Source organism: Streptomyces sp. NBC_01166 (assembly GCF_045039765.1).
Classification (GTDB): Bacteria; Actinomycetota; Actinomycetes; order Streptomycetales; family Streptomycetaceae; genus Streptomyces.
Map to the genome: position 1 here is coordinate 5011028 of NZ_CP108613.1, position 25171 is coordinate 5036198.

Annotated in this window: 25 protein-coding genes; 8 read left to right on the plus strand and 17 right to left on the minus strand. The window is 69.5% G+C overall.

The features are described from left to right. Nucleotides 1–549 precede the first annotated feature (549 nt). Together rpoB and OG379_RS23160 are read left to right on the plus strand one after the other, a co-directional pair. Complete coding sequence (gene rpoB / locus OG379_RS23155; protein WP_405664980.1) at nt 550–4035, plus strand: DNA-directed RNA polymerase subunit beta; 3486 nt, start codon at nt 550–552, stop codon at nt 4033–4035. A gap of 129 nt (nt 4036–4164) precedes the next feature. Then, nucleotides 4165–8064: a DNA-directed RNA polymerase subunit beta' gene (locus tag OG379_RS23160; protein ID WP_073744247.1), complete on the plus strand. Its 3900-nt coding sequence runs from the start codon at nt 4165–4167 to the stop codon at nt 8062–8064. 81 nt (nt 8065–8145) lie between these two features. Here the strand turns inward: OG379_RS23160 and OG379_RS23165 are convergent, their stop codons facing one another. From OG379_RS23165 to OG379_RS23215, 11 genes are all read right to left on the minus strand, one after another. Further along, nucleotides 8146–8406: a hypothetical protein gene (locus OG379_RS23165; RefSeq protein ID WP_393765895.1), complete on the minus strand. Its 261-nt coding sequence runs from the start codon at nt 8404–8406 to the stop codon at nt 8146–8148. Continuing rightward, nucleotides 8393–8644 carry a hypothetical protein gene (locus tag OG379_RS23170; protein WP_405664981.1) on the minus strand — a complete coding sequence of 84 codons (252 nt, stop codon included), beginning with the start codon at nt 8642–8644 and terminating at the stop codon, nt 8393–8395. The genes OG379_RS23165 and OG379_RS23170 overlap by 14 nt, the downstream gene beginning before the upstream one ends. 13 nt (nt 8645–8657) lie before the next feature. Then, a complete protein-coding gene (locus OG379_RS23175) occupies nt 8658–9575 on the minus strand; it encodes a peptidoglycan-binding protein (protein ID WP_405664982.1) in 918 nt (305 codons plus the stop codon). A gap of 82 nt (nt 9576–9657) precedes the next feature. Continuing rightward, nucleotides 9658–11115, minus strand: a complete 1458-nt coding sequence (locus OG379_RS23180; RefSeq protein ID WP_405664983.1) for a phage tail protein — start codon at nt 11113–11115, stop codon at nt 9658–9660. A 51-nt stretch (nt 11116–11166) separates the two neighbouring features. Then, complete coding sequence (locus tag OG379_RS23185; RefSeq protein ID WP_405664984.1) at nt 11167–11883, minus strand: hypothetical protein; 717 nt, start codon at nt 11881–11883, stop codon at nt 11167–11169. Between the two features lie 4 nt (nt 11884–11887). Then, the gene (locus OG379_RS23190; RefSeq protein WP_405664985.1) at nt 11888–12994 is read right to left on the minus strand and encodes a hypothetical protein; all 1107 of its coding nucleotides are present in this window, start codon (nt 12992–12994) and stop codon (nt 11888–11890) included. Nucleotides 12995–13002: 8 nt separating this feature from the next. Beyond that, nucleotides 13003–14202 (minus strand): hypothetical protein, encoded by a 1200-nt coding sequence (locus OG379_RS23195; RefSeq protein ID WP_393765889.1) that lies wholly within the window; start codon nt 14200–14202, stop codon nt 13003–13005. A 49-nt stretch (nt 14203–14251) separates the two neighbouring features. After that, entirely contained in the window at nt 14252–15196 is a 945-nt protein-coding gene (locus tag OG379_RS23200; RefSeq protein ID WP_405664986.1) for a phage distal tail protein, read from the minus strand. Between the two features lie 42 nt (nt 15197–15238). Beyond that, nucleotides 15239–16522, minus strand: a complete 1284-nt coding sequence (locus OG379_RS23205) for a tape-measure protein (protein ID WP_405664987.1) — start codon at nt 16520–16522, stop codon at nt 15239–15241. Continuing rightward, nucleotides 16519–17718 (minus strand): phage tail protein, encoded by a 1200-nt coding sequence (locus OG379_RS23210; RefSeq protein ID WP_405664988.1) that lies wholly within the window; start codon nt 17716–17718, stop codon nt 16519–16521. Before OG379_RS23210 ends, OG379_RS23205 begins: the two co-directional genes overlap by 4 nt. 38 nt (nt 17719–17756) lie before the next feature. After that, the gene (locus tag OG379_RS23215) at nt 17757–18458 is read right to left on the minus strand and encodes a hypothetical protein (RefSeq protein ID WP_405664989.1); all 702 of its coding nucleotides are present in this window, start codon (nt 18456–18458) and stop codon (nt 17757–17759) included. 60 nt (nt 18459–18518) lie between these two features. Here OG379_RS23215 and OG379_RS23220 point away from each other — a divergent pair, with 60 nt between their 5' ends. Continuing rightward, nucleotides 18519–18899 (plus strand): hypothetical protein, encoded by a 381-nt coding sequence (locus tag OG379_RS23220; RefSeq protein ID WP_405664990.1) that lies wholly within the window; start codon nt 18519–18521, stop codon nt 18897–18899. Between the two features lie 108 nt (nt 18900–19007). Here the strand turns inward: OG379_RS23220 and OG379_RS23225 are convergent, their stop codons facing one another. From OG379_RS23225 to OG379_RS23240, 4 genes are all read right to left on the minus strand, one after another. After that, nucleotides 19008–19334, minus strand: a complete 327-nt coding sequence (locus OG379_RS23225) for a hypothetical protein (protein ID WP_405664991.1) — start codon at nt 19332–19334, stop codon at nt 19008–19010. Nucleotides 19335–19399: 65 nt separating this feature from the next. Next, nucleotides 19400–19690, minus strand: a complete 291-nt coding sequence (locus OG379_RS23230) for a hypothetical protein (protein WP_405664992.1) — start codon at nt 19688–19690, stop codon at nt 19400–19402. Nucleotides 19691–19771: 81 nt separating this feature from the next. After that, nucleotides 19772–20374 (minus strand): phage tail protein, encoded by a 603-nt coding sequence (locus OG379_RS23235; RefSeq protein ID WP_393765881.1) that lies wholly within the window; start codon nt 20372–20374, stop codon nt 19772–19774. A 116-nt stretch (nt 20375–20490) separates the two neighbouring features. Next, nucleotides 20491–20901, minus strand: coding sequence for a hypothetical protein (locus tag OG379_RS23240; protein WP_405664993.1), 411 nt, complete (start codon nt 20899–20901; stop codon nt 20491–20493). 297 nt (nt 20902–21198) lie between these two features. On the opposite strand from OG379_RS23240, the gene OG379_RS23245 reads away from it, so the two are divergent. After that, on the plus strand, nt 21199–21459 hold the full coding sequence (locus OG379_RS23245; protein WP_405664994.1) for a hypothetical protein: 261 nt from the start codon (nt 21199–21201) through the stop codon (nt 21457–21459). Between the two features lie 78 nt (nt 21460–21537). Here OG379_RS23245 and OG379_RS23250 read toward each other — a convergent pair whose 3' ends face one another. Continuing rightward, on the minus strand, nt 21538–21732 hold the full coding sequence (locus OG379_RS23250; protein WP_356714153.1) for a hypothetical protein: 195 nt from the start codon (nt 21730–21732) through the stop codon (nt 21538–21540). Next, nucleotides 21729–22469: a hypothetical protein gene (locus OG379_RS23255; protein WP_405664995.1), complete on the minus strand. Its 741-nt coding sequence runs from the start codon at nt 22467–22469 to the stop codon at nt 21729–21731. The genes OG379_RS23250 and OG379_RS23255 overlap by 4 nt, the downstream gene beginning before the upstream one ends. 197 nt (nt 22470–22666) lie before the next feature. Here OG379_RS23255 and OG379_RS23260 point away from each other — a divergent pair, with 197 nt between their 5' ends. From OG379_RS23260 to rpsG, 4 genes are all read left to right on the plus strand, one after another. After that, complete coding sequence (locus OG379_RS23260; RefSeq protein WP_405664996.1) at nt 22667–23107, plus strand: helix-turn-helix domain-containing protein; 441 nt, start codon at nt 22667–22669, stop codon at nt 23105–23107. Nucleotides 23108–23332: 225 nt separating this feature from the next. Then, complete coding sequence (locus tag OG379_RS23265) at nt 23333–24013, plus strand: hypothetical protein (protein WP_405664997.1); 681 nt, start codon at nt 23333–23335, stop codon at nt 24011–24013. Nucleotides 24014–24294: 281 nt separating this feature from the next. Continuing rightward, nucleotides 24295–24666 carry a 30S ribosomal protein S12 gene (gene rpsL / locus OG379_RS23270; RefSeq protein WP_003948652.1) on the plus strand — a complete coding sequence of 124 codons (372 nt, stop codon included), beginning with the start codon at nt 24295–24297 and terminating at the stop codon, nt 24664–24666. A gap of 2 nt (nt 24667–24668) precedes the next feature. Further along, on the plus strand, nt 24669–25139 hold the full coding sequence (gene rpsG / locus OG379_RS23275; protein ID WP_018101248.1) for a 30S ribosomal protein S7: 471 nt from the start codon (nt 24669–24671) through the stop codon (nt 25137–25139). The last annotated feature ends 32 nt before the right edge of the window (nt 25140–25171 follow it).

Sequence of the window (25171 nt, forward strand, 5' to 3'; positions counted from 1 at the left end):
AGGGCGATCACCCATCCGGGTGGTCGCCCTTTGGCGTGGCCCCGGAGGCTGCCTTGATCTTCCGTGCGCGGCGAGTAGGGTGATCTTCGCCGTGCGTTCCTCCGGGGGCGCCGCGAGGCGTCAACCGGCGTCCTTCCGGCGCAGGTGAAGATCGCCGGGCGTCCGCCGGACCCTTCGGGGCCTTGACGAACCGCACGCGGCGCGCAATTCTCAGGACGCGTCGTCATCTCGATCCGCATCCGAGGCATGGATCGAGAGCGAAGAGGGCAGTAAAGAAGAGCGCACACTCGCGCGAGGGCTATTCATAGGTGTTGAGAACAGCTGTTGAGAGCAACGTGGGTCTCTGAGAACCGCGACTGGACATCAGTGTGGCGTTTGGCTACACTGACCCTTTGCGCTGCCTGTTAGCTGCCTCCTGCCCGTCACCAGGGGCATGCCCACGCCTAGCACCGATGACCGGACATTCCCTGACCTTGGGATCCCTGTCTCTGTGTGCGGCTTGGGGCCGGTACGCGCGTAGTGAGTCCGAGCCCTCGGAAGGACCCCCTCTTGGCCGCCTCGCGCAACGCCTCGACCTCGAATACGAACAACGGTGCCAGCACCGCCCCGCTGCGCATCTCTTTTGCAAAGATCAAGGAGCCCCTCGAGGTTCCGAACCTCCTCGCGCTGCAGACCGAGAGCTTTGACTGGCTCCTCGGCAATGCCGCCTGGAAGGCTCGCGTCGAGGCTGCTCTGGACAGCGGACAAGACGTCCCCACCAAGTCCGGCCTGGAGGAAATCTTCGAGGAGATCTCCCCGATCGAGGACTTCTCCGGGTCGATGTCGCTCACCTTCCGCGACCACCGCTTCGAGCCCCCGAAGAACTCGATCGACGAGTGCAAGGAGCGCGACTTCACGTTCGCCGCGCCGCTCTTCGTCACGGCCGAGTTCACCAACAACGAGACCGGCGAGATCAAGTCCCAGACGGTCTTCATGGGCGACTTCCCGCTCATGACCAACAAGGGCACCTTCGTCATCAACGGCACCGAGCGTGTCGTCGTGTCGCAGCTCGTGCGCTCGCCGGGTGTCTACTTCGACTCCTCCATCGACAAGACGTCCGACAAGGACATCTTCTCCGCCAAGATCATCCCGTCCCGGGGTGCCTGGCTGGAGATGGAGATCGACAAGCGCGACATGGTCGGTGTCCGCATCGACCGCAAGCGCAAGCAGTCCGTCACCGTCCTCCTGAAGGCTCTCGGCTGGACCACCGAGCAGATCCTCGAGGAGTTCGGCGAGTACGAGTCGATGCGCGCCACCCTGGAGAAGGACCACACCCAGGGCCAGGACGACGCGCTGCTCGACATCTACCGCAAGCTGCGTCCGGGCGAGCCGCCCACGCGCGAGGCCGCTCAGACGCTGCTCGAGAACCTCTACTTCAACCCGAAGCGCTACGACCTCGCGAAGGTCGGCCGCTACAAGGTGAACAAGAAGCTCGGCGCCGACGAGCCGCTCGACGCGGGTGTCCTCACCAGCGACGACATCATCGCCACCATCAAGTACCTGGTGAAGCTGCACGCCGGTGAGACCGAGACCGTCGGTGAGTCCGGCCGTTCGATCATGGTCGAGACCGACGACATCGACCACTTCGGCAACCGCCGTATCCGTAACGTCGGTGAGCTGATCCAGAACCAGGTCCGTACGGGTCTCGCCCGTATGGAGCGCGTCGTGCGTGAGCGCATGACCACTCAGGACGTCGAGGCGATCACGCCGCAGACCCTGATCAACATCCGGCCGGTCGTCGCCTCCATCAAGGAGTTCTTCGGCACCAGCCAGCTGTCCCAGTTCATGGACCAGAACAACCCGCTGTCGGGCCTGACGCACAAGCGTCGTCTCAACGCCCTCGGCCCGGGTGGTCTCTCGCGTGAGCGGGCCGGCTTCGAGGTCCGTGACGTTCACCCGTCGCACTACGGCCGCATGTGCCCGATCGAGACGCCCGAAGGCCCGAACATCGGTCTGATCGGCTCGCTGGCCTCCTACGGGCGCATCAACCCGTTCGGCTTCATCGAGACGCCGTACCGCAAGGTCGTCGAGGGTGTCGTCACCGACGACGTCGACTACCTGACGGCCGACGAAGAGGACCGCTTCGTGATCGCCCAGGCGAACGCGACGCTCTCCGAGGACATGCGCTTCACCGAGGCCCGTGTCCTGGTCCGCCGTCGTGGCGGCGAGATCGACTACATCCCCGGCGACGACGTCGACTACATGGACGTCTCGCCGCGCCAGATGGTGTCGGTCGCCACCGCGATGATCCCGTTCCTCGAGCACGACGACGCCAACCGTGCCCTCATGGGCGCGAACATGATGCGTCAGGCCGTCCCGCTCATCAAGAGCGAGGCGCCGCTGGTCGGCACCGGCATGGAGTACCGCTGTGCCACCGACGCCGGTGACGTGCTCAAGGCCGAGAAGGCGGGTGTGGTCCAGGAGGTCTCCGCGGACTACATCACCGTGACGAACGACGACGGCACGTACACCACGTACCGCATCTCGAAGTTCTCGCGCTCCAACCAGGGCACCTCGGTCAACCAGAAGGTCGTCGTCTCCGAGGGCGACCGCGTGATCGAGAGCCAGGTCCTCGCCGACGGGCCGGCCACCGAGAACGGTGAGATGGCGCTCGGCAAGAACCTGCTCGTGGCGTTCATGCCGTGGGAGGGTCACAACTACGAGGACGCGATCATCCTGTCGCAGCGCCTCGTGCAGGACGACGTCCTCTCCTCGATCCACATCGAGGAGCACGAGGTCGACGCCCGTGACACCAAGCTCGGCCCGGAGGAGATCACCCGGGACATCCCGAACGTCTCCGAGGAGGTCCTCGCCGACCTCGACGAGCGCGGCATCATCCGTATCGGTGCCGAGGTCGTCGCCGGCGACATCCTCGTCGGCAAGGTCACGCCCAAGGGTGAGACCGAGCTGACCCCGGAGGAGCGCCTGCTCCGCGCGATCTTCGGTGAGAAGGCGCGCGAGGTGCGCGACACCTCGCTGAAGGTGCCGCACGGTGAGATCGGCAAGGTCATCGGCGTCCGCGTCTTCGACCGCGAAGAGGGCGACGAGCTGCCGCCGGGCGTGAACCAGCTGGTCCGCGTCTACGTCGCGCAGAAGCGCAAGATCACCGATGGTGACAAGCTCGCCGGCCGTCACGGCAACAAGGGCGTCATCTCGAAGATCCTCCCGATCGAGGACATGCCGTTCCTGGAGGACGGCACCCCGGTCGACATCATCCTCAACCCGCTGGGTGTCCCGTCCCGAATGAACCCGGGACAGGTCCTGGAGATCCACCTCGGCTGGCTCGCCAGCCGCGGCTGGGACGTCTCCGGCCTCGGTGACGAGTGGGCACAGCGCCTGCAGGCCATCGGCGCCGACCAGGTCGCGCCCGGCACCAACGTCGCGACCCCGGTCTTCGACGGTGCCCGCGAGGACGAGATCACCGGCCTCTTCAAGGCCACGATCCCGAACCGCGACGGCGACCGGCTGGTCCAGCCCTCCGGCAAGGCCCAGCTGTACGACGGCCGCTCCGGCGAGCCGTTCCCGGACCCGGTCTCGGTCGGGTTCATGTACATCCTCAAGCTGCACCACCTGGTCGACGACAAGCTCCACGCGCGTTCGACCGGCCCGTACTCCATGATCACGCAGCAGCCGCTGGGTGGTAAGGCGCAGTTCGGTGGGCAGCGATTCGGTGAGATGGAGGTGTGGGCCCTTGAGGCTTACGGCGCCGCATACGCCCTCCAGGAACTGCTGACGATCAAGTCCGACGACGTGACCGGCCGCGTGAAGGTCTACGAGGCGATCGTCAAGGGCGAGAACATCCCCGAGCCCGGTATCCCCGAGTCCTTCAAGGTGCTCATCAAGGAGATGCAGTCGCTCTGCCTCAACGTGGAGGTGCTGTCCTCGGACGGCATGTCCATCGAGATGCGCGACACGGACGAGGACGTCTTCCGCGCGGCGGAGGAGCTCGGTATCGACCTGTCCCGGCGCGAGCCGAGCAGCGTCGAAGAGGTCTGACGGGTTGTCCGGCCGGATCCTCGTGATCCGGCCGGCTCTCCCCGGACCCGTTCAGACCATTGCTGAAGTGCCCCGATTTCTCGCGTGAAGCGAGGGGGCTCGAACCCCCGAAAGAGGGATTGACGACAAGTGCTCGACGTCAACTTCTTCGACGAGCTGCGGATCGGCCTTGCCACCGCGGACGACATCCGGACCTGGTCCCACGGCGAAGTGAAGAAGCCGGAGACCATCAACTACCGCACGCTCAAGCCCGAAAAGGACGGACTCTTCTGCGAGAAGATCTTCGGTCCGACCCGGGACTGGGAGTGCTACTGCGGCAAGTACAAGCGTGTCCGCTTCAAGGGCATCATCTGTGAGCGCTGTGGCGTAGAGGTCACGCGCGCCAAGGTGCGCCGTGAGCGCATGGGGCACATCGAGCTTGCCGCTCCCGTCACCCACATCTGGTACTTCAAGGGTGTCCCGTCGCGTCTGGGCTACCTGCTGGACCTCGCGCCGAAGGACCTCGAGAAGGTCATCTACTTCGCCGCGTACATGATCACGTTCGTCGACGAGGAGCGCCGCACGCGTGACCTCCCGTCGCTGGAGGCGCACGTCTCCGTCGAGCGTCAGCAGGTCGAGAACCGCCGTGACTCGGACCTCGAGAACCGCGCCAAGAAGCTCGAGACCGACCTGGCCGAGCTCGAGGCCGAGGGCGCCAAGGCCGACGTACGCCGCAAGGTGCGCGAAGGTGCCGAGCGTGAGATGAAGCAGCTGCGTGACCGTGCGCAGCGCGAGATCGACCGTCTCGACGAGGTGTGGAGCCGCTTCAAGAACCTCAAGGTCCAGGACCTCGAGGGCGACGAGCTGCTCTACCGCGAGCTGCGTGACCGCTTCGGCACGTACTTCGACGGCTGCATGGGCGCCGCCGCCCTGCAGAAGCGCCTGGAGTCCTTCGACCTCGACGAGGAGGCCGAGCGCCTCCGCGAGATCATCCGTACCGGCAAGGGCCAGAAGAAGACCCGTGCGCTCAAGCGCCTCAAGGTCGTCTCCGCGTTCCTGCAGACCAGCAACAAGCCCAAGGGCATGGTGCTCGACTGCGTGCCGGTCATCCCGCCGGACCTGCGTCCGATGGTGCAGCTGGACGGTGGCCGCTTCGCGACCTCCGACCTGAACGACCTGTACCGCCGTGTGATCAACCGCAACAACCGCCTCAAGCGTCTCCTCGACCTCGGTGCCCCCGAGATCATCGTGAACAACGAGAAGCGGATGCTGCAGGAGGCCGTCGACGCGCTGTTCGACAACGGCCGCCGCGGTCGCCCGGTCACCGGTCCCGGTAACCGTCCCCTGAAGTCCCTCAGCGACATGCTGAAGGGCAAGCAGGGCCGTTTCCGTCAGAACCTCCTCGGCAAGCGCGTGGACTACTCCGCGCGTTCCGTGATCGTCGTCGGTCCGCAGCTCAAGCTGCACCAGTGCGGTCTGCCGAAGGCGATGGCGCTGGAGCTCTTCAAGCCGTTCGTGATGAAGCGCCTGGTGGACCTGAACCACGCGCAGAACATCAAGTCGGCCAAGCGCATGGTCGAGCGTGGCCGCACCGTCGTGTACGACGTCCTCGAAGAGGTCATCGCCGAGCACCCGGTGCTGCTGAACCGTGCGCCCACCCTGCACCGCCTCGGCATCCAGGCCTTCGAGCCGCAGCTGGTCGAGGGCAAGGCCATCCAGATCCACCCGCTCGTCTGCACCGCGTTCAACGCGGACTTCGACGGTGACCAGATGGCCGTGCACCTTCCGCTCTCCGCGGAGGCGCAGGCCGAGGCCCGCATCCTGATGCTGTCCTCGAACAACATCCTGAAGCCGGCTGACGGCCGTCCGGTCACGATGCCGACCCAGGACATGGTGCTGGGCCTCTTCTTCCTCACCACGGACGAAGAGGGCCGCAACGTCAAGGGCACGGACCGCGCGTTCGGCTCCACGGCCGAGGCCACCATGGCCTTCGACGCCCGCGAGCTCTCGCTCCAGGCGAAGGTCGACATCCGCTTCCCGGTCGGCACCATGCCGCCGCGTGGCTGGGTGCCGCCGGTCGCCGAGGAGGGCGAGCCCGAGTACCAGCCGGGTGACACCTTCCGCCTGCGTACGAGCCTGGGCCGCGCGCTCTTCAACGAGCTGCTGCCCGAGGACTACCCGTTCGTCGACTACTCGGTGGGCAAGAAGCAGCTCTCCGAGATCGTCAACGACCTGGCCGAGCGCTACCCCAAGGTCATCGTGGCGGCGACGCTCGACAACCTGAAGGCGGCCGGTTTCCACTGGGCGACCCGCTCCGGTGTGACCGTGGCCATCTCCGACGTCGTCGTGCCCGAGGCCAAGAAGGCCATCGTCAAGGGCTACGAGGAGCAGGACGAGAAGGTCCAGAAGCAGTACGAGCGCGGTCTCATCACCAAGGACGAGCGCACGCAGGAGCTCATCGCGATCTGGACCAAGGCGACCAACGAGGTTGCCGAGGCGATGAACGCGAACTTCCCGAAGACGAACCCCATCTTCATGATGGTCGACTCGGGTGCCCGAGGAAACATGATGCAGATGCGTCAGATCGCGGGTATGCGTGGTCTGGTGTCGAACGCCAAGAACGAGACGATTCCCCGTCCCATCAAGGCGTCCTTCCGCGAGGGCCTCACCGTTCTGGAGTACTTCATCTCCACGCACGGTGCCCGTAAGGGTCTGGCGGACACCGCCCTGCGTACCGCCGACTCGGGTTACCTGACCCGTCGTCTGGTGGACGTCTCGCAGGACGTGATCATTCGCGAGGAGGACTGCGGCACCGACCGTGGCCTCAAGCTGAAGATCGCCGTCAAGGGTGCCGACGGTGTCCTCCGCAAGACGGACGACGTCGAGACCTCGGTCTACGCCCGCATGCTCGCCGAGGACGTCGTCGTCGACGGCAAGGTCATCGCGCCTGCCAACGTCGACCTCGGTGACGTCCTGATCGACGCCCTCGTGGGCGCCGGCGTCGAGGAGGTCAAGACCCGCTCGGTCCTGACCTGTGAGTCCGCGGTCGGCACCTGTGCCTTCTGCTACGGACGCTCGCTCGCCACCGGCAAGCTGGTCGACATCGGTGAGGCGGTCGGCATCATCGCCGCCCAGTCCATCGGTGAGCCCGGTACCCAGCTGACGATGCGTACCTTCCACACCGGTGGTGTGGCCGGTGACGACATCACGCAGGGTCTGCCGCGTGTCGTCGAGCTCTTCGAGGCGCGTACGCCCAAGGGTGTCGCCCCGATCTCGGAGGCCAAGGGCCGTGTCCGGATCGAGGAGACCGAGAAGACCAAGAAGCTCGTCGTCACCCCGGACGACGGCAGCGAGGAGACGGCGTTCCCGATCTCCAAGCGTGCCCGTCTCCTGGTCGGCGAGGGCGACGCGGTCGAGGTGGGCCAGAAGCTCACCGTCGGTGCCACCAACCCGCACGACGTGCTGCGGATCCTCGGTCAGCGCGCGGTCCAGGTCCACCTGGTCGGCGAGGTCCAGAAGGTCTACAACTCGCAGGGCGTGTCGATCCACGACAAGCACATCGAGATCATCATCCGGCAGATGCTGCGCCGTGTGACGATCATCGAGTCCGGCGACGCGGAGCTGCTGCCGGGCGAGCTCGTCGAGCGCTCGAAGTTCGAGACCGAGAACCGTCGTGTGGTCACCGAGGGCGGTCACCCCGCCTCCGGCCGTCCGCAGCTGATGGGTATCACCAAGGCCTCGCTCGCCACCGAGTCGTGGCTGTCGGCGGCGTCCTTCCAGGAGACGACCAGGGTCCTGACCGACGCGGCGATCAACGCCAAGTCGGACTCCCTGATCGGCCTCAAGGAGAACGTCATCATCGGTAAGCTCATCCCGGCCGGTACGGGTCTCTCCCGCTACCGCAACATCCGGGTCGAGCCGACCGAGGAAGCCAAGGCCGCGATGTACTCGGCCGTCGGCTACGACGACATCGACTACTCGCCGTTCGGCACGGGCTCCGGCCAGGCCGTTCCGCTGGAGGACTACGACTACGGTCCGTACAACCAGTAACAGTGAGTGAGAAGGGCGCCCACCCCCGTCGAGTACCGGCGTACGGGGTGGGCGCCCTTCTGCGTGCCGTGGTCCGGCGGTTCAGCGCACGGATTCCCACAGGGCGACGGCGAGCCCGGCGGCCGCGGTGAGCGCGCCGATGCTCGCCAGCGGCCAGCGGGAACGTTCCAGCGTGTCGAGGCGGGCCTCGTGGTCCGCCAGTTGTTTGTCGGTCTGGTCGCTGCGCTGCACGAGGAGCGCGAGCTGGCCGTCGGCCCGGGCGAAGCCGGCCTCCAGCGAGCCGCGCAGGCGTTCCAGCTCCAGGGCGACGGCGACCGGGTTGTTCGGATCAGTCTCGGTCACGGGCGGCTCCCACGGTCTCGTTCCCCGGCCGTTCGGTGCGGAGCCACGCCGGGAGAAGCGCCTGCACGCCGGGTACGGCCATCACCCGGGTCAGCGCCCCCGCGACGGCCAGGGCCCCGGCGACCCGGGGCAGGGACGCCGGGAGACCGGACGCGTCGACAAGCGCGGGCAGGAGCACGGCAAGGGCGAAGGCGGTCTGGACCACGGTGCGGGCGGTGCGGCGGGTGGCATCGGACATGGCTGCGGACTCCTCATTTCGTGTGCGGGACCTTGAGGGCGTTCCAGGAGGTACGGCCGGGGACCCCGTCGGCGTCGCTGCCCCGGAAGCCGAGCTTGCGCTGCCAGGCGGCGTACGAGCGGCGGTCGGCGTCGGTCCAGCGGGGGCCCGGCCCGACGGCGTAGGACGAGCAGCCCTCGGCGACGAGCCGCCGGCCCATGGCGGTGATCACGGGGGAACTGGTGCGGCCGCTGAAGAACGAGGTGCCGGGGAACGGCTGGTACGCGGGGGCCGATGTCCCGTCGGCCGGTCTGTCCGCGGGAGTGCCGCTCGCCGGGCCGCTCAGCCGCGTGGCGATGCGGTCGCGCAGCGCCGGCATGGTGAAGCCGCGCGGGTCGACCTTCCAGTCGGACCACTCCAGGTGGCCGATGACGCTGCGGGCGGACCAGCCGTGGGCCCGGCAGACGGCCGCCGAAACCCGTTCGATCGCGTCGAGCTGGGCGGCCGGCCAGGGGTCCTCGCCGTCGCCCAGGTTGACGCACTCGAACCCGTAGAAGCGGGCGTTGCCGTCGACGGAACCGGCGCTGCCCTCGTGTTCCTGCGGGGCGGGCGGGCGGTCGCCGTAGTCCTCGGCGATCACCCGCTGGAGGACGACCGGGTCGCCGCCGCCCGCGTGGTTGGCGCGGCCGTTGCCGACCAGGTGGACGGTGCCCGCCTTGTCGATGACGCCGTGGCAGAGCGGGCCCGGCAGCGCCGAGTGTCCGTTGTAGCAGAGCTCCACGGACGCGTCGGTGCCGCTGCTGACGGTGTGGTGGATCATGACGCCGTTCAGCGGGCCCCAGGCGCCCTTGTGGTTGCGGTTGTGGGTGCGCCAGTCCGCGTACTCGACGACGGAGACGCCTTCGGCGTGCAGCGCGGCGAGCAGCTGGTCGGCGGTCAGGGGAGTGGCCATGGATGTGTTCCTTTCGGTACGGCGCACGCGGGTGCGGCAGGGGCCCCGCACCGGGCGGTGAGGGGCCCCTCGCACGGGTGCGTCAGGAGAGTGCTGCCCAGATCGCGTTGGAGTCCGCGACCACCTTGTCGAGGGGGAAGGAGGTGGGCAGCGAGGTCTGGCCGGTGGTGCTGAGCCGGCCGTGGCGGATGAACTCACCCGGCATCCGGGCGCTGCCGCCCGGCGCTTCGCCCACATGGGCGCCCCGCGAGAAGGCGGGCCCGTTGGTGCTGGGGCTGGGCCCGTTGATGACGAGCCCGATCCAGTAGTTGCCCGCCTTCGCGGTGTACGGGGCGGTCAGCGGGCAGACCACGGTCGCGCCCTCGGTCTTGGGGATCAGGGTGGTGAGGTTGGCGGTCAGCCCGACCCGGGCACCGGCATCGGTGTAGAGCCCGGCGAACGAGGAGGTGCTGAGCGTGCCGCCGACGTAGCCCGGGACGTAGAACACCAGGTTCCTCACGGTGGTGGGTGCGTGCAGCGGGATGCCGATCAGGTACACCCAGCCGTTGATGCAGTACTGGGGGGTGGGGGCGGAGGCCGCCGCCGGGTCGAACGCCCAGCCGCTGAAGCCCATCGATGAGGGGGTCCAGGTGCCCGCCGCCGAGACCGCGTCCACGTAACCGCGCCGGGTCAGGTGGTCGTCGGTGGTCGGGGCGGCCGTGGTGGAGGGCGGGGTGACGAATGTCTTGGCGCCCTCGATCTGCTGGGCTCCCGCGAGCAGGACCCCCTCGCCGACCGGCACCGCCGCCACGTCCGACGCGGAGAGAGCCACCTCGCCGGTGAGGCCGTTGACCGAGGTGACGGGGGCGCCGTCGAGCGCCAGGTAGCGGGCGTCGCCCGCCGCCTGGGTCAGTGCGCCCAGGTCGTTCGCGGTCAGCAGGACCTCGCCGGTCTGACCGTTGACGGAGGCGACGGCGCCGCCGCCCGCCGGGAGCTGGGCGGCCGGGACGAGGCCGTCGGTGCCGAGGGTGGCGACCCCGCCCGGCGCTCCCGCCGACGCGGAGGCGAGGGCCGAGACGTCCGCCGCGCTCAGCACGATGTCGGCCTCGGTGTGCCCGTTGACGGAGTGCACCGCCCCGGCCGGTCCGGCCGGTCCCTGCGGGCCGGGTCCGCCGGCGGGTCCCGGCGGCCCCGGTACGGCGACGTACTGCGGGGTGCCCGGATCGGCCGGGGCGATGTCGGCGAGGTCCACGGCGGGCACGGCCGCGGCCAGCGCGATCTGGTAGACGCGTCCGCCGCGGGCGAGCCCGGCCAGCTTCTCCGTGACGGTGTACGTCCACGCCCCGGGGTTCCAGCCCGGGGCGTCGGTGGCGGGCAGGACGACGCTGATCCTGCCCTCCGCGTCGAGCGTGGTCCGGGTCGGGCCGCCCAGGAAGAGGTCCTCCTCGGCATGGGTGAGGAGCGCCGGGGGCCGGAATTCGACGGTGCCGCTCATCGGGCGGCCGTCGGGGGTCATGTAGCGGGCGGTGACGGTGACGGTGGGGATGTTTTCAGGCAGCACTCGGGTGCCCTCCTCGGTGGTTGTCGGGTGGCCGTCCGGTCTGGCCCGGCGTCAGGACTGGACGCCGTACAGGGCGAGCGGACGGCAGCGCAGGGTGTCGCCGGTGGCCGCGACCCTGGCCTGGATCTCGAAGGTGACCGTGGTCCCGAAGGCAGCGGGCAGCCGCTCGGTGAACACCAGGCCGGCGCCCGGCGCGCCCACCCCTGAGAGCTGGACGCCGTCGACGAGCAGCCGCACCTCGGAGCCCGTACCGCCCTCGGCGGCGACCGCGCAGTGCAGCCGCGGGTGCTGGACGATGCCCGGGCCCCGGTAGAGGGTGGTCCAGTCGGTCGACCCGGTGGATTCCCAGTGCGCCGCGTCGGCCGGGGCGGGCAGCGGGTACGGGATGTAGGGGCGGGCCAGACCGCCGTGGACGGCGTCGTCGGCGAGGACCACGTTGCCCCGGCGGTCGAAGACCTGCACCGGCTGGACGGGCAGGGTGTCGGGAGCCGCCGTCCAGATGGTCAGGGCCAGGGAGCCGTCGTCACGGCGTACGACGAAGCCCTGCTGCGGATCGTCCTTGCCCCGGTCGGGCTGGACTCGGCCCAGATAGAGCAGGTCCTCGTCGCCCGAGGTGCGTACGCGCAGCCGGCCCTTGTCGCCGATGACGACCTCGCCGCCCATGATCCGGTTCAGCGCCGGTGTGGTGTTGGCACTGCCCATGAGGTCCCTGACCTGGCGTTCCAGTGCGCGGATACGGTCGAGCAGATCGGTGGGGATGATCGCCACGGGGTCACGCTCCTTCCAGGTAGAGGACGGCGGTCTCGGCCTTGGTGCGCTGCGGCGGGGTGACGGCGATGCCGACGATCCGGTAGGCGGCGTCGAGGCCCTCGTGATGCCACAGGTCGTGGATCCGGAGCCGGATGCGGGCGCCGAGGAGGGCCGGGGTGATCCGCCCGTCCAGCAGTACGGTCAGCTCCGGGATGATCTCGGGGCGGTTCTGGCGGGCCAGTTCGGCGCGGGCCAGCGAGCGCAGGGTCGCCTCGTCCGTGACGCCGCTGTGGTCGGAGGTGAGCTCCAGGCGGGGCCAGCCGGCCTCCAGGTCGCCGGGGGACTCCTCGCTGACGGTCAGCGGCTGGGACTCCTGGGACTGGTCGGTGTTGTCGGAGTCGCCCCGCGCCACCCAGACGTTCGCCTGCACGGTGGAGTCCGTCGGCAGACTGTAGGTGAGGACCTGGCCGGGATGGTTCAGGACGATGTCCGTGTGGCCCGTGCGGATCTGCGGGTGACCGAGCTGGAGACGCTTGACCCGGCGGCCTTCGGCGTCCCGGTAGCAGTGGATGCGCCACTCGAACCCGTCGCTCAACCGGCCGAGGTTGTCGATGAGCTCCCGGATCCGGGCGAGGGCGGAGTAGGTGTAGGCGTAGTCCCGCGCCACCCCGGACCGGTCGTGGCCCGGGATGATGCCGATGTCGCCGCCGGTCTGCTCCTGCGCGTGGGTGATCAGGGCGCGGACGATGTCGAACTGGTCCCTGCCGGTGCCCGCCAGGCCGTCGGCGAGGATGCGGTGGTCCAGGTACGAGTCGAACGTGCCGGCCTGGAACTCCACCATGATCCGGCCCTGTTCGTCGGAGACCGGGGTGCAGGTCCACAGGATCCCGCCCCACCAGATGTCACCGTCACGCTCCAGCCAGACCGCGGTGCGGCCGGGCTGGAGGGCGGCCCGCGCCCGGGCGGCGAGTGCGGCCCCGGGCAGGGGGACATTGGCGGTGAGCGACCCGGGCTTGCCTATGTAGTCGTCGAACTTGGTCTCCGTGAGCGGCAGCACGTCCAGCAGGCGGTCGGTGCGCAGGTCGCAGAAGAGCGCTCGGTAGACAGGCGTGGTGACGGATGTGGTCATCGGCTGCCTCACACGAGCGGGTCGACGCGGATGAAACGGTTGTCGTACCAGCCCTTGTTGCTGGTCGCGGACGAGCAGTAGGCGGAGACCGCCGTGTAGACCGCGCCCGCCTGGAGCCCCGTGACGCGGAACGTGGTCGACACCGACGTCAGCAACTTGGACGAGACGACCGCGGAGCGGACCTCGTGCGCGTCGACGACCAGGGCCCCCTCCTTGCGGATGGTGGCGCTCATCCGGGACCACTGGCCGTCGGCCGCGGTGTTGCCCATGAACCCGAGGGTGACCAGGACAGCGCCTGTCACCGGCACGGTGAAGGTGGTGGTGACCGTCGGACCGTCCGTGTCGGCCACCGCCTCGACCCAGGTGGTGGTGGCGCAGAAGCCGCCGTCGGTCTGGATCGCGTATGCCGAGGACGGGACGGCCGGCCGCCAGACGGTGCCGTCCCAGCGCTGGAGCCGCCCGGCCTCGTCGCGGTACTGACCGGTGTACTCACCCGAGGCAAGTGCCCCCTGCGGGGCGATGCCGCCGGTCTGGCGGGGGTAGTTCGCCCAGCGGGTGCCGTTCCAGCGCTGCAGCGTGCTGGAGGTGTCGCGGTACTGGCCCGGGTACCCGCCGGGTGTCTCACGGTTCCAAGAGTCGGCGAGGATGCCGCCCACGGCCACCGTCGACACGCGCATGTCGTACACGGCGTCGGCCCACGCGATGCCGCCCGTCCCCACCGACGCACCCGCGGGCACGGTGACACGGGCGAGCGGGAGCGAGGCCTCCGGGAGCTGCGGCGGCTGGGGGGTGGCCTCCGGCTTGCCCACGACGACCTGGAGTACGGCCTCCGTACGGTTGCCGCCGTCGGACTGGGCGTCGTACACGCGGACGACCACCAGGTCGATGCGCGGGTTGGAGGCGTCCCCGTCGTCGAAGGTCACGTCGGTGTAGTCGGTGAGGACGACCGGGTAGGCCCCGGCGGAGCCCCGGCCCTGGATCACCGCACGGCCCGGTGCGACGCTGGCCCTCATTCCGGCGCTCTCGCCGAAGACGTAGAGCCCCGACATCAGGTACTCGCCGCCGGCGGAGCCCGGGACGACACCGCTGGTGGTGGTCAGTGCCCCGCTCGGGGTCATGGTGCCGACCGGGGAGAGCCGGGTGTCGGCCCGGGACTGACCGGTCTCGGTCTCGGTGCGGTTGATCAGCCAGGCGCTGCGTACGGGCATGTTGTCCTCCTGGGAAGGGATGGGAAGGTCGGTCGGTGGCCGCGGGGCGTCACCAGTGGGCGTCACGCCAGCGCAGGGTGACGGAGGCCCGGGGGTCGGGGGTGGCGTCGTCGGAGCGGAAGGCCAGCTCCGTGCTGCCCGGCGGCAGGTGGAACAGCTGCTCGGGGGCTGAGGAAGGGGACGCGGTGTAGAGCCGGGAGGCGGTGGCGTTGAGCAGCACCGTGCCGGACTCGGTGTCCACCGTCAGTACGTCCTGGGAGCCCAGCACGATGTCGTACCGGAGCTGCCGGCCGTCGCCCAGGCGGGTCAGTGCCGGGCGCCGGAGTGGGCCCCGGAACTCGATCACCGGGTGGGCCTCCGCCGTTCCGTCGTTGACGGCGGTGCATGTGCCGGCGGCACCGGTCGCCCCCCACTCCAGGGGCCACTCGAGCCCCATCCCGGCGGCTCCGGGCTCGGCCGGCCAGTCCAGGCCCGGCTCCATGATCGGCAGCGAGGCCTGCGCCTCCCGGAGGACGGCCCCGAACCGGCGCGGATCGGTGGCGGTCCACTGCAGGCTGGTCCTGGCCGCCCCGTGCACGACGAACGACCGGTCCTGCGGGACGACGCGTCGGCTGACCCTGGCACGTACGGCCAGGGTCTCGCCGTGCAGTCGTACGGCCAGCCACTGCTCGCCGCCGTCCGCACCGGTGGCGGCGCGGAAGGCGGAGACGACACCGAGGGCCTGCCCGGTCGTGCGGGGCAGCAGCCAGACGGACGCGCCGACGAGCCGGGGCTGCGCCCAGCGGGCGCCGGGCCAGGCGCCGTGCTGGTCGGGGCGGACGATGTCGCCCGTGTCGAGCACCGGCAGGTCGTCCCAGCCGGTGATCCCGGTGCGGTCGATCTCGTACGGTGTGCCGGGGCCCATCAGCAGTCCGGCCCACTGGATCTGCCCGTCGCGGGTGATCAGTGAGCCGGGTGCGGTCTCCTGGGGATATGTGGTTGTGGTCTCGGCCATGAGGGGCCGTCACCTCGCTTCAGTCGTGGGGCGGGTGGATGCTCATGCGGCCGCCCCGTGCAGGAACAGCAGGTCGGTGGCGACGGCGAGCGGGCCGTTGCCCTCGGCGGCGTGGTACGTGCGCAGCCGTGAGCGGTCCGTCGAGCCGGTGGGGCCGGTCGTACGCGTCGTCGACTCGGCGGGGCGCAGCCGGCTGAGCGCGGACAGCGGCAGCACGGTCGAGGCGGAGCCGGGCCCAGCGGGCCGGACGACGCCGCCTTCGGCGAGCTGCGGGATCTTGGGCAGGTCGACGCCGAACTTCTTGCCGAAGAAGCTGAAGCTGAGCTTGTTGAGGCCGTCGATGACCCAGTTGGCGAAGGAGATCAGGGCCTTGACCGGCCCGGTGACGGCCGCCATGACGCCCTGCATGCCGGTGCTGAGGAAGCGGCCGATACCGTCCAGGGTCCTGGACATGGCGTCCTTGACCCGGGTGAACATGCCGGGGATCTTTTCCGTGATCCAGTCCAGGACGGGCTGGATCACCGCGCGGAAGCCGCTCCAGGCCCGGCGGACGATGCCGGTCACGGCCTGGGTGGCCGTGCTGACGGCGCTCCGGGTGCCGTCGAAGTCCTTGGAGAGGACGGCGCCCACGACGGCCAGGACCGTGGTGACGACCTTGAAGGCGGCCTTGAAACAGGCCGAGATCACGGTGGCGTACACCTCGATGACGGGGCCGAGGAATTTCCCGATGGTCCGGAACACCTCGAGGACCTGGTCGAAGACCTGCTTCATGATCTTCTGTCCGGTCTGCGAGCTGAGCGCGTACTCGATCAGATAGCCGGCCAGGGGAGCGACCAGGCCGAGGACGAAGCCGAGCGGGTTGGCGCGCATGGCGACGTTGACGGCGGTCATCGCGCCGGAGGCGACGGTGAGCGCGCCGCCGAAGAGGCCCATGAGCTTGGACACCGTGCCGGAGCCCTTGCCCAGGGCGCCGACGACTCCGCTGAACGCGGCGCCCTCGGTGGCGATGGAGTTGAGGGGCGCGACGGTGGCGCGGGCCTTGTTGCCGCCGGTACGGAGCTGGGTCGCCGTCCGGCCGGCTGTCCGGCCCGCCTTGGTCAGGGACTTCCCGGCCGCGTCCGCCTTGGACTTGATCTGCCGGAGCTGGGTGCCGGCCGAGGCGGCGGAGCTCTGGATCCGGTCGGCGGCCGACGCGGCCCCGCCGATGCCCCGCGCGGCGGACCGTACGGACCGCGCGGCGTCGGTGAGCCGGCCGCGGAAGGAACTCAGTGCTCCGGCGACTCCCGCGAGCGGGTCCGCGCCCGCACCGATCGCCGCGGCGCTCACCCGCGGGCCTTGGACAGGAACAGCAGGGCGGTTGCAGTCTCCTGGAGGTCGGCCGTGGACGCCTCGTAGTAGTTCTCGATCTGGAAGCCGGAGACGGCTCCGGCCGTCGCGTTGACCGAGTCGGCCCTGGCCCGGCGGGCGGTGTGGCGCAGCAGCCGGTCGAGCTTGGACAGCGGCAGCACGGCCTCGGCCTCACCGGCCTCGGCGACGATCGCGTGCACACCGCCGTTGCGCGGGGCCACGATGCCGCCGGCCGCCAGCTGCGGGATCTTCGGCAGGCTGATGCCGAAGGTCTTGCCGCCGACGCCGGGGACCCAGCCCGGGATCGAGACCTTGATGCGGTTGAGCTTGTCGATCGCGGAGTTGATGAGCCGGATCACGGAGTTGATCGGGCCCTTCACCGCCCCCGTGATCTTGTCGAAGGCGCGTTTCGCGATGGACTGGAGCCCGCCCCAGATGCTGGACAGCTTCTCCTTGACCCTGCTGAAGGCCTTGGGGATGACGTCGCGGATCCAGTTGACGACGGGGGTGATGACCTTCTTGATGCCGTTCCAGACGCTGGAGATCACGTTCTTGACGGCGGTCATCACCGTCGTGATGATCTTCTTCCAGGCGTTGAAGTAGGTGGTGATCACCGTGGCGACGGCCTTGATGACGACGGTGATCGCCTTCTTGATGCCGTCCCAGACCTTCTTGATCAGCGTGCCGGCCTTCTGCATGATCGGTCCGACGACCTTCATGACCGAGCTGATGACCTTCTTGATCGCGTCGAAGGCGACCTTGAGGACCTTCTGCATGGTCTTCGACCGGGTGGCCATCTCGACCACCTTCTCGACCAGTGGGGCCAGCAGGGACAGCAACTGGCCGACGAGGTTGCCCTTCATCGACTTGTTGAGCCCCTTCATGCCCTTGGACGCCTTGTCGGCCCCGGACTTGAACTTCCCGACCTGGGTGCCGCTCTTCTGACCGGTCGTGCCGGCCTTGGACATCGAGCGCTCGGCCTTGTCGGCGGCTTTCTGGACCTTGGTGAGTTCGCGGGCGGAGGTCTGGGCGGAGGTTTTGATCTTCTTGAGGCCGGATTCCGCGTTCCGGACGCCACCGGTCAGCGATGAGGCCGACTTTCCGACGCCGTCGGCCTGCGACCGGAACTGCTTGAGTGCGCTGGTCGACCGCCCCAGGGCTTGAGTCAGGTTCATACGTGTACTCCTCTGCTAGCCGCCTTCTCGATGTGCCGTCAGAGATCGCCGGCCAGGTCGGCGGCTGCCGATCGTGTGGCGCGCATCGCCGATGTCGTGGTGCCCAGCCCTTGTGCGGTGCGCCTGCTCGCCTCGTTCGTGAGGCGCAGTTGTTCCCGCAGCCGACGCTGTGCCGCTTCGTCCGTCCCCGCCGTCGGTGAGGCTGCCGGGCGGCCGGAACCGGGCGCGGTCCGGGCCGGCTGGTTCCGTGCTCCCGGAGCCGCGGTGGAAGGGTTCGTGGTCGGGGTGGGGGTCGCCGGGGTGGTTGGGGTGGCCGGGGTGGTCGGGGTGGCCGGGGTCGTGCCCGGCGGCTGGGTCCCGGGGCGCTCCTCTCCCGTACCGTCCGTCTGGGGGAGGAGTAGTCCGTAGTCGTTGTACTCAAGGCTGAACTTCTTCTTGAGGTACTCTTCCAGGCTGAAAAAGGATGGAAGAGACGCGTTCAGCGGGACCCATTCGGCCTTGAGGGCGGTGAATTCCGACTTGAGTACGTTGAGCTCTGTCGGAACCCAGCCTTTCCATTCGCTGACGAGTTCCTCTTCTTTTTCCTTGTCCTCCTTCTCTTTCTCCTTGTCGTAGGCCTCGATTTTTCCCGCGACTCTTGCGTCCGCCTCTTCCGCTGTGAGGTACCCTTTCCCGGCAGAACTCTCGCGTTCCTTCTCGAGACGAGCCTCCAGTTGACTCGGAGTGATGTAGTCAGTCATTCCGGCTCCTCTGCATGGATATATGGGGAATTCATGGAAATGTCGCGATACGCTATCCCTGTGGCGATTTTCGCGGTGCCCGTCGCCGTTGTCGTCCTTCTGTCTGTTCCGCAGATGCTCCGGGATCGTCGCCTCAACGCTGCAGGGTCGAGAGTCCTGGCGACGTGCACCGAACGCCTTTACCTGGGCGGCAGTACGGTGAGGAAGGTCAGGTGCACCTTTCCGACTGCTTCCGGCGGAGTCGCGAGAGCGCTCGTGACTGCTCCCGTCCCGGCGCCCGAAGTGGGCCAGGAGTTCGAGATAGCGGTTGACCCACGTAATCCGAAATCCGTGGAGAGCAGCCATTATCTGAATTCACCGTTGCCGCGTGTCGGGTATTTTGCCGCAGGGCTGCTCGCAGTCATGGTCATCGCTATAGCAGTGCTTCTGGTCTTCTTCTGAGCCGGCGGTGTCGCTGCCCTGCGGGAAAGCGCGCCGGCCTTGCTCGCTTCCGGTCCGCGCGGCCAGGTGCGCTGGGGAATGGAGTCGCGGACCGGCGGGCGCACCGGGTCAGGCGAAGAAGCGCATGAGCTCCGCCCGGTCGGGTGCGCTCGGCGGGTCCGTCTCCTCGTCGGCCCGGCCGGCGTCCCCCGGCCGGGGGACGGGCACCGGCGGCTCGGGCGGTTCGGAGTCCTCGTCGGTGTTGACCGAGGCGAACATCCAGTTGGCGGCCGCCAGGTGGTCGACGGCGGCGGCCAGCAGGTAGTCCGTGACCGTCCATTCGGCGCCGTCACCGTGGAGTTCCTGGGCGACGGCGCTGTCCCGTGGCATGTGCTTGACCAGCACCGCGAGCCGGCGTGAGGTCAGCCGGCCGCGGTACCAGTCGAGCAGGTCCACGCCGTAGTGCCGCAGCAGGTCGGCTTCGAGTGCCTCGGCGTGTTCTTCGGCGAACGCGTCGAGGCTCAGCCTTCCCCCAGGCCGAGCCCGGTCTCCTTGCCGTACGCCTCCAGGACCGCCGCGATGTCCTGCATGGTGATGTCGTGCTGCTCGAAGCGGGCGAACTGCTCCTCGCCCAGCAGGAGCTTCAGCAGCCCGTCGACGTCGTTGTCGTCGAGGGAGCGGAGCGCCTTGGCGGTGTTGCGGCCGAGCTCGGTGGGGAGCTCGAAGGTGTCGTCGTCCAGGTCGAAGGACCAGGAGCGGCCGAGCGCCTCCATGCGCTGGGCGCGGGCCGCGTTGACGTCGAATGAAGCCATGGGTGGGGAGTCTCCTTCACGTGGTGGTGCGGGCGGGGTGCCGGGCGGGACCGGGGTGGACCGGCCCGCCCGGCAGGGAGATCAGGCCTCGGCCGGTACCGCGTAGGCGGCGTCCTTCATGACGAAGGTCGCGAGTGCCTGGCCGTCGCCCGGGGAGAGCGCGGTGAAGGTGACGCCGAGCATCGCGGCGGCCTTGCGGGCCAGCTTGATGTCGTCGGTGGCCGTCACCTGGCCGCGCGGGATGACGAAGCGGTAGGTGACCGCCGTGCCGTCGGTGAACTCCAGGCCGAGCGCACGCTCGTCGAAGGTCGGACCGTCCGGCACGTCGAACTGGACGATGTCCGAACCGGCCGACCCCCGGCGGATGTCGCTCCCGGAGCCGCCCAGGAAGAAGGGCAGCGTGTCCTCGTTGAACTGCAGCATCGAGAACTTCAGCGTCAGGTCGCGGTCCGCGTAGACGAACCGCGCCGGGCTGATCGACTGCCACGTCTCGACCGGGTCCAGCTTGTCCTTCTTGGAGAAGGTCACCCCGTCCGTGGAGGTGTAGCCGAGGTCGGTCCACTCCGACCCCCAGTCGGCCGCCGGATTGTCGGAGAACGCGTCCGGGAGGGGGGCGTTGAGGCTCCCGACCAGGATGCGGCCGGTGCCGGCCACGCGGATCTCGGACGAGTTGTTGCCTGCCATGGATGACTCCTTGGGATGGTTGGGCGTGGGTGGTGCCTGCCGCGGGTACGGCGAAGGCCCCGCCGGCGGCGGGGCCTTGTCTGTGGGGCGCGGTGTCGCGCCGGGGTGGTGCGGGGTCAGCCGATGCGCAGGGAGACCCGCAGCACGGTGAGGTAGCGGTTTGCCGCCGGGTAGAGGTACTCCGGCAGCCAGCGCGGGCCGTCGGCCTCGACCACGTCGGTGATCACGACGCCCGTCCCGTACGTCCGGCCGACCGCCGAGAGCAGCTCGGCCCGGGCGGAGTTCGCGAGGCGGTGCGCCGTCGCCTTGTCCGGCCCGTAGGCCTCCAGCTCGATGAGCGGCTGGTCGAGGTGGAGGTCGTCGATCCAGGCGCCGCCGCGCCGGCTGACGATCACCGCCGGCTGGGTGCCGTCGAAGCCCGGCGGAGGAGTTTCGTCCACGACCGCGTCCGCGAGGTCCGGGCGGTCGGAGAGGAGCTCCACGACGATGGCCTCCACGTCGGGGAAGGTGCTGGGAGGTGAACTCATGACGGGGCATCACTCCTGTTCGTGGCCGTCCGGCCGGTGGGCGTACGGGTACGGGAACGGCGGAGCCGCGCCCCGGAGGGAAGGTGGGCGCAGCTCCGCCGCTGCACCAACTGTGACGCATAACGTGCGTGCGCGCAACCACTTAGTGCGGAGCGGCAACTCCCAGGGGTGCGCAACTCCCGCATATGACGGGCCGGGTGCGTTAGTCTGCGGCTATCGAACATGCATTCGAGAGGTGGCGGTTCTGAAGCACGGAGCGCCGTTACTGGGCGTGCGGAACAAGGAAGTGGAACAGGTGTGGACGGGAGCGCGATGGTGATCAGTGCCCAGGAGCGGCTGGCCGATGTCATGGCCGCCGTGGTCGAAGTGGCCGCGGAATCAGGGGAAGCGGGCACGTACACCGCTGACGTCGCCAGGACGCTCACCGCCGTCGTCGGCAAGGTCGGAGCGAGAATCGCCGTGGAGGCGGAGACGCGGGGGTTCCGCAGCGGCTGGGGTGAGGCGGTGGCGCTGACCGCCGGGGGCAAGGACGAGGGTGCCCAGGTGTTCCGGATGTAACTCGCGCCCGGGCTCCGGACGGGGCGACATGGGGGAGGGCGGGCCCGTGCGGGCCCGCCCCCCGTCTTTCTGTTCCTCTCAGCCGGCCGTACGCGGCTTCCGCCGGGCGGCACGCTCCGCCGCGAAGACGTCCTCCAGCCGGAACAGCTGCGCCCGGCCCTGCTTCCCCGCGGGGGAGAGGCGGCCCAGCTGGACCCACTTGCGGATCGTCGCCGGGGTCACGCCCGCCTCGTCGGCGGCCAGCGCTCCCGTGATCAGGGTCGCCGCCGTCACCGGCGTACCTCCCGCTCCGCGGTGTCCGCCGTCGAGCCGGACAGTTCCGTGAGGTCCCCGCCGGACTCCGCCGCCAGCCGCGCCCAGGCGCCCTCGCTCCAGCCGTGCCGGTGGGCGGGGTCCGTACGGCAGTCGCACTCCCGGTCGGCGCAACGGCAGGCCGGATTGACGCAGAGCACCGCCCGGCGGGCCGGGAAGGCGCGCAGGGAGACCGAGTCGCACCAGGGGCAGCGGCCGCGGACCCGTACGACCGGCTCTGTCGAGCCCAGGACGCGGGTGCAGCGCCTTGCCATCCGGCGGGTCTCGTCCCGGATGTGGGTCGTGAGCAGGGCGTCCCCGGCCGCCTGCCCGAGCAGTGAGGCGACGCGGAGCAGTCGCTCGGCCACCTGGGCGCGGCGGGGGCGCGGCAGGCGGAGCCTGTCGTGCACGGCCTCGTCGAGCTCCACCACGCCGTCGGTGATGTCGCGGATGGCGTCGGAGACGTGCAGGCGCAATGGGGCGGTGGTGGGGCCGGACGGCGTCAGGCCGTGCAGTTGCTCGGCCCGAAGGGCCTCCTCGCGTTCCGCGCGGGAGCGGCCCTGCGGGGCGGACGGCCTCGCGCTGTCCGGCGGAGGGGCGGAGGGGGAGCGGTGGGCCGGCGCCAGCTCGCCGAGCAGCTCGGGGAACTGCTTCAGTAGCAGCTCGATCCAGAGCACGGCGTCATGGGCGGTCTTCTCGTTCTCGGCGCGTGTGGTCATGGGTGGTCCCTTCTCCCCGGCACAACTTGTTGCGGGGTCGCACGTTCGCATGTTGCGTGCCCGCCCGCAAGAGCATTTGACCGAAGCGGCCTGCGTTTATGTCAGCAGAAACTTCACAAACGAGACGGTGCGAGGGGGTAATTCTGTGCGCGCAAGCGCGATACGCTGATGTCCGCTTCGGAGGGAGGCGACCGCTCATGACCACAGGCGAACTCGACCGCTTCGCGACCTGGATCGAAGAGCTGATCCGCCGGCGCGGGTTCGATATCGACAGCCCGCGCGGTGGCGGAAAATCGCGCCTCGCCGACGAGGCCGGAGTCCATCGGGCGGCCATCACGCGGCTGCTCCAGCGCCAGAGCATGCCCGACCTGGAGACCACGCGCCGACTGGCCCAGGTGCTCCAGGTCCCGGTGCGCGACATGCTCATCGAGTCCGGCCGGCTCACCGAGGAGGACCTGCCGCTGCCGTCGGTCGGCCAGGCCCCGGCGGGTGGGCGGCGCCTCACGCTGGAGGAGGCGGCGGACGGTCTCGGGATCGCGGCGGACCAGCGGGAGATGTTCATCAGGATCGCCGGCCAGTTCCTGCCCTCGGAAGCCGTCAGGGCCTCCGGGAGCCGGGCACCGCTCGCCTCCGACTGACCCGTCCCGCGCACTCCCCGGCCGGGCTGCCCGGGTTCCGTCGCCCGGCGCCACCGTTCCGCTTCCGGCCCCTCCTGTGGATCATGAAGCGTCCCCGTAGGACCCGCCCCCGGAACCGGCCCGTAAGCTGACTCGGCCTGTCCCCCCGCTCCAGCAGGCATTCACGCGGCGATGACATATGTTCCGCCCGTGTGCGATTCGGGCGGGACGGGGATGGGGGCGCGCGTGGCGAGGCGTAACGGGCGATCCCGGGTTCCGGCCGAAGGGCCCGCCACGGGGGACACCTCCACGGACTCCGTCGCGGACGCTGCGCCCCGGACGGACGCCACGGCCGGGTCCGCGTCGCCCGCCGGCGCCCTTGTCGAGGACCTGGCTCCCGCCGGCCGGGCGGACGGTGCCGCCGACGACGCACCGGACACGCTCTCCGGGCTCCTCGCCGAACTCGGCCGGCATCTCGAGAGCCACGCACCGGACGAGGTCATGGTGCTGCTGCGGGAGGAGATGGAGCGACGGGAGCTGCGCGCCTACTCCAGCGGCTGGCGCGACGCCGCCGCACACTACGAACCCGCGCTCCAGGAGGCGAGGGCCGCCGGCGGACGCGCGTTACGGCTGGTGGGAGGGGTGCGCGGGCAGGCGGCCGTGATCCCTCTCCGCCAGCAGGGCCGCGACACGGCCGGCCGTCGCACGGAAGACCGGAACGGGGAGGGTGGCGCCGCGGACGAGCGGACCGCCCGGCCCGGGCCGACGGCCGACGGCGAGCGGGGGGACCGCCCTCAGGCCCCCGCCCCCGCCCTGGTCCCCAAGAGCCGCACCTCCCGGGTGCCCACGATCCCGCGCCTGCGCCCCCGGTCCCGCCGGCCGGCGGGAGGCACGGCGCCCGTCACTCCGGACGGCGAGTCCCTGTGAGGCGAGGCGGACCGAGTCGTGCCCCGGGAGGGGGCGGCCGGCCCCGGGGCATTTGTTTTGACCCAGGTCCGTGAGGTAGGTACGCTCAAGCCTTGTGCCTGGGGTGTGCCTGGGCTCGGGTGCGTGTCCTCAACCGCATGGCGAGTCCGTAAGTGGCCACCGCAATCTGTGTTCCGTCTGCCTTCCAGCAGGGGCGTGCAGTGTTCGACACACCCGACCGCGTGGGTCGGTGACTGTTCCAGGTTAGTTTCACCGAACGGCACACAGAAACCGGAGAAGTAGTGCCTACGATCCAGCAGCTGGTCCGGAAGGGCCGGCAGGACAAGGTCGAGAAGAACAAGACGCCCGCGCTCGAGGGTTCGCCCCAGCGTCGTGGCGTCTGCACGCGTGTGTTCACGACCACCCCGAAGAAGCCGAACTCGGCCCTCCGTAAGGTCGCGCGTGTGCGTCTGACCTCCGGTATCGAGGTCACGGCCTACATCCCGGGTGAGGGACACAACCTGCAGGAGCACTCCATCGTGCTCGTGCGTGGTGGCCGTGTGAAGGACCTGCCGGGTGTTCGTTACAAGATCATCCGCGGTTCGCTCGACACCCAGGGTGTCAAGAACCGCAAGCAGGCCCGCAGCCGCTACGGCGCCAAGAAGGAGAAGTAAGAATGCCTCGTAAGGGCCCCGCCCCGAAGCGCCCGGTCATCATCGACCCGGTCTACAGCTCTCCTCTTGTCACCTCGCTGATCAACAAGATCCTCCTCGACGGCAAGCGTTCCACCGCCGAGCGGATCGTGTACGGCGCCATGGAAGGCCTCCGCGAGAAGACCGGCGCTGACCCGGTCATCACGCTGAAGCGCGCGCTTGAGAACGTCAAGCCCTCGCTCGAGGTCAAGTCCCGCCGTGTCGGTGGCGCCACCTACCAGGTGCCGATCGAGGTCAAGCCCGGTCGCGCCGCCACCCTCGCGCTCCGCTGGGTCGTCGGTTACTCCCGCGCCCGTCGCGAGAAGACCATGACCGAGCGCCTCATGAACGAGCTGCTCGACGCCTCCAACGGTCTTGGCGCTGCCGTCAAGAAGCGCGAGGACACCCACAAGATGGCCGAGTCCAACAAGGCCTTCGCGCACTACCGCTGGTAGTCGCTCACCCCATCGAGACCGAGAGAAGATTG

Bases quoted from the DNA above. Each gene is read 5' to 3' on its own strand.
- OG379_RS23215 (WP_405664989.1), bottom strand. From the start codon at position 18,458: ATGACTGACTACATCACTCCGAGTCAACTGGAGGCTCGTCTCGAGAAG.
- OG379_RS23235 (WP_393765881.1), bottom strand. From the start codon at position 20,374: ATGGCAGGCAACAACTCGTCCGAGATCCGCGTGGCCGGCACCGGCCGC.
- OG379_RS23195 (WP_393765889.1), bottom strand. From the start codon at position 14,202: ATGCCCGTACGCAGCGCCTGGCTGATCAACCGCACCGAGACCGAGACC.
- OG379_RS23260 (WP_405664996.1), top strand. From the start codon at position 22,667: ATGACCACAGGCGAACTCGACCGCTTCGCGACCTGGATCGAAGAGCTG.
- OG379_RS23190 (WP_405664985.1), bottom strand. From the start codon at position 12,994: ATGACCACATCCGTCACCACGCCTGTCTACCGAGCGCTCTTCTGCGAC.
- OG379_RS23170 (WP_405664981.1), bottom strand. From the start codon at position 8,644: ATGTCCGATGCCACCCGCCGCACCGCCCGCACCGTGGTCCAGACCGCC.
- OG379_RS23230 (WP_405664992.1), bottom strand. From the start codon at position 19,690: ATGGCTTCATTCGACGTCAACGCGGCCCGCGCCCAGCGCATGGAGGCG.
- OG379_RS23255 (WP_405664995.1), bottom strand. From the start codon at position 22,469: ATGACCACACGCGCCGAGAACGAGAAGACCGCCCATGACGCCGTGCTC.
- OG379_RS23175 (WP_405664982.1), bottom strand. From the start codon at position 9,575: ATGGCCACTCCCCTGACCGCCGACCAGCTGCTCGCCGCGCTGCACGCC.
- OG379_RS23210 (WP_405664988.1), bottom strand. From the start codon at position 17,718: ATGAACCTGACTCAAGCCCTGGGGCGGTCGACCAGCGCACTCAAGCAG.
- OG379_RS23240 (WP_405664993.1), bottom strand. From the start codon at position 20,901: ATGAGTTCACCTCCCAGCACCTTCCCCGACGTGGAGGCCATCGTCGTG.
- OG379_RS23200 (WP_405664986.1), bottom strand. From the start codon at position 15,196: ATGGCCGAGACCACAACCACATATCCCCAGGAGACCGCACCCGGCTCA.
- rpsG (WP_018101248.1), top strand. From the start codon at position 24,669: ATGCCTCGTAAGGGCCCCGCCCCGAAGCGCCCGGTCATCATCGACCCG.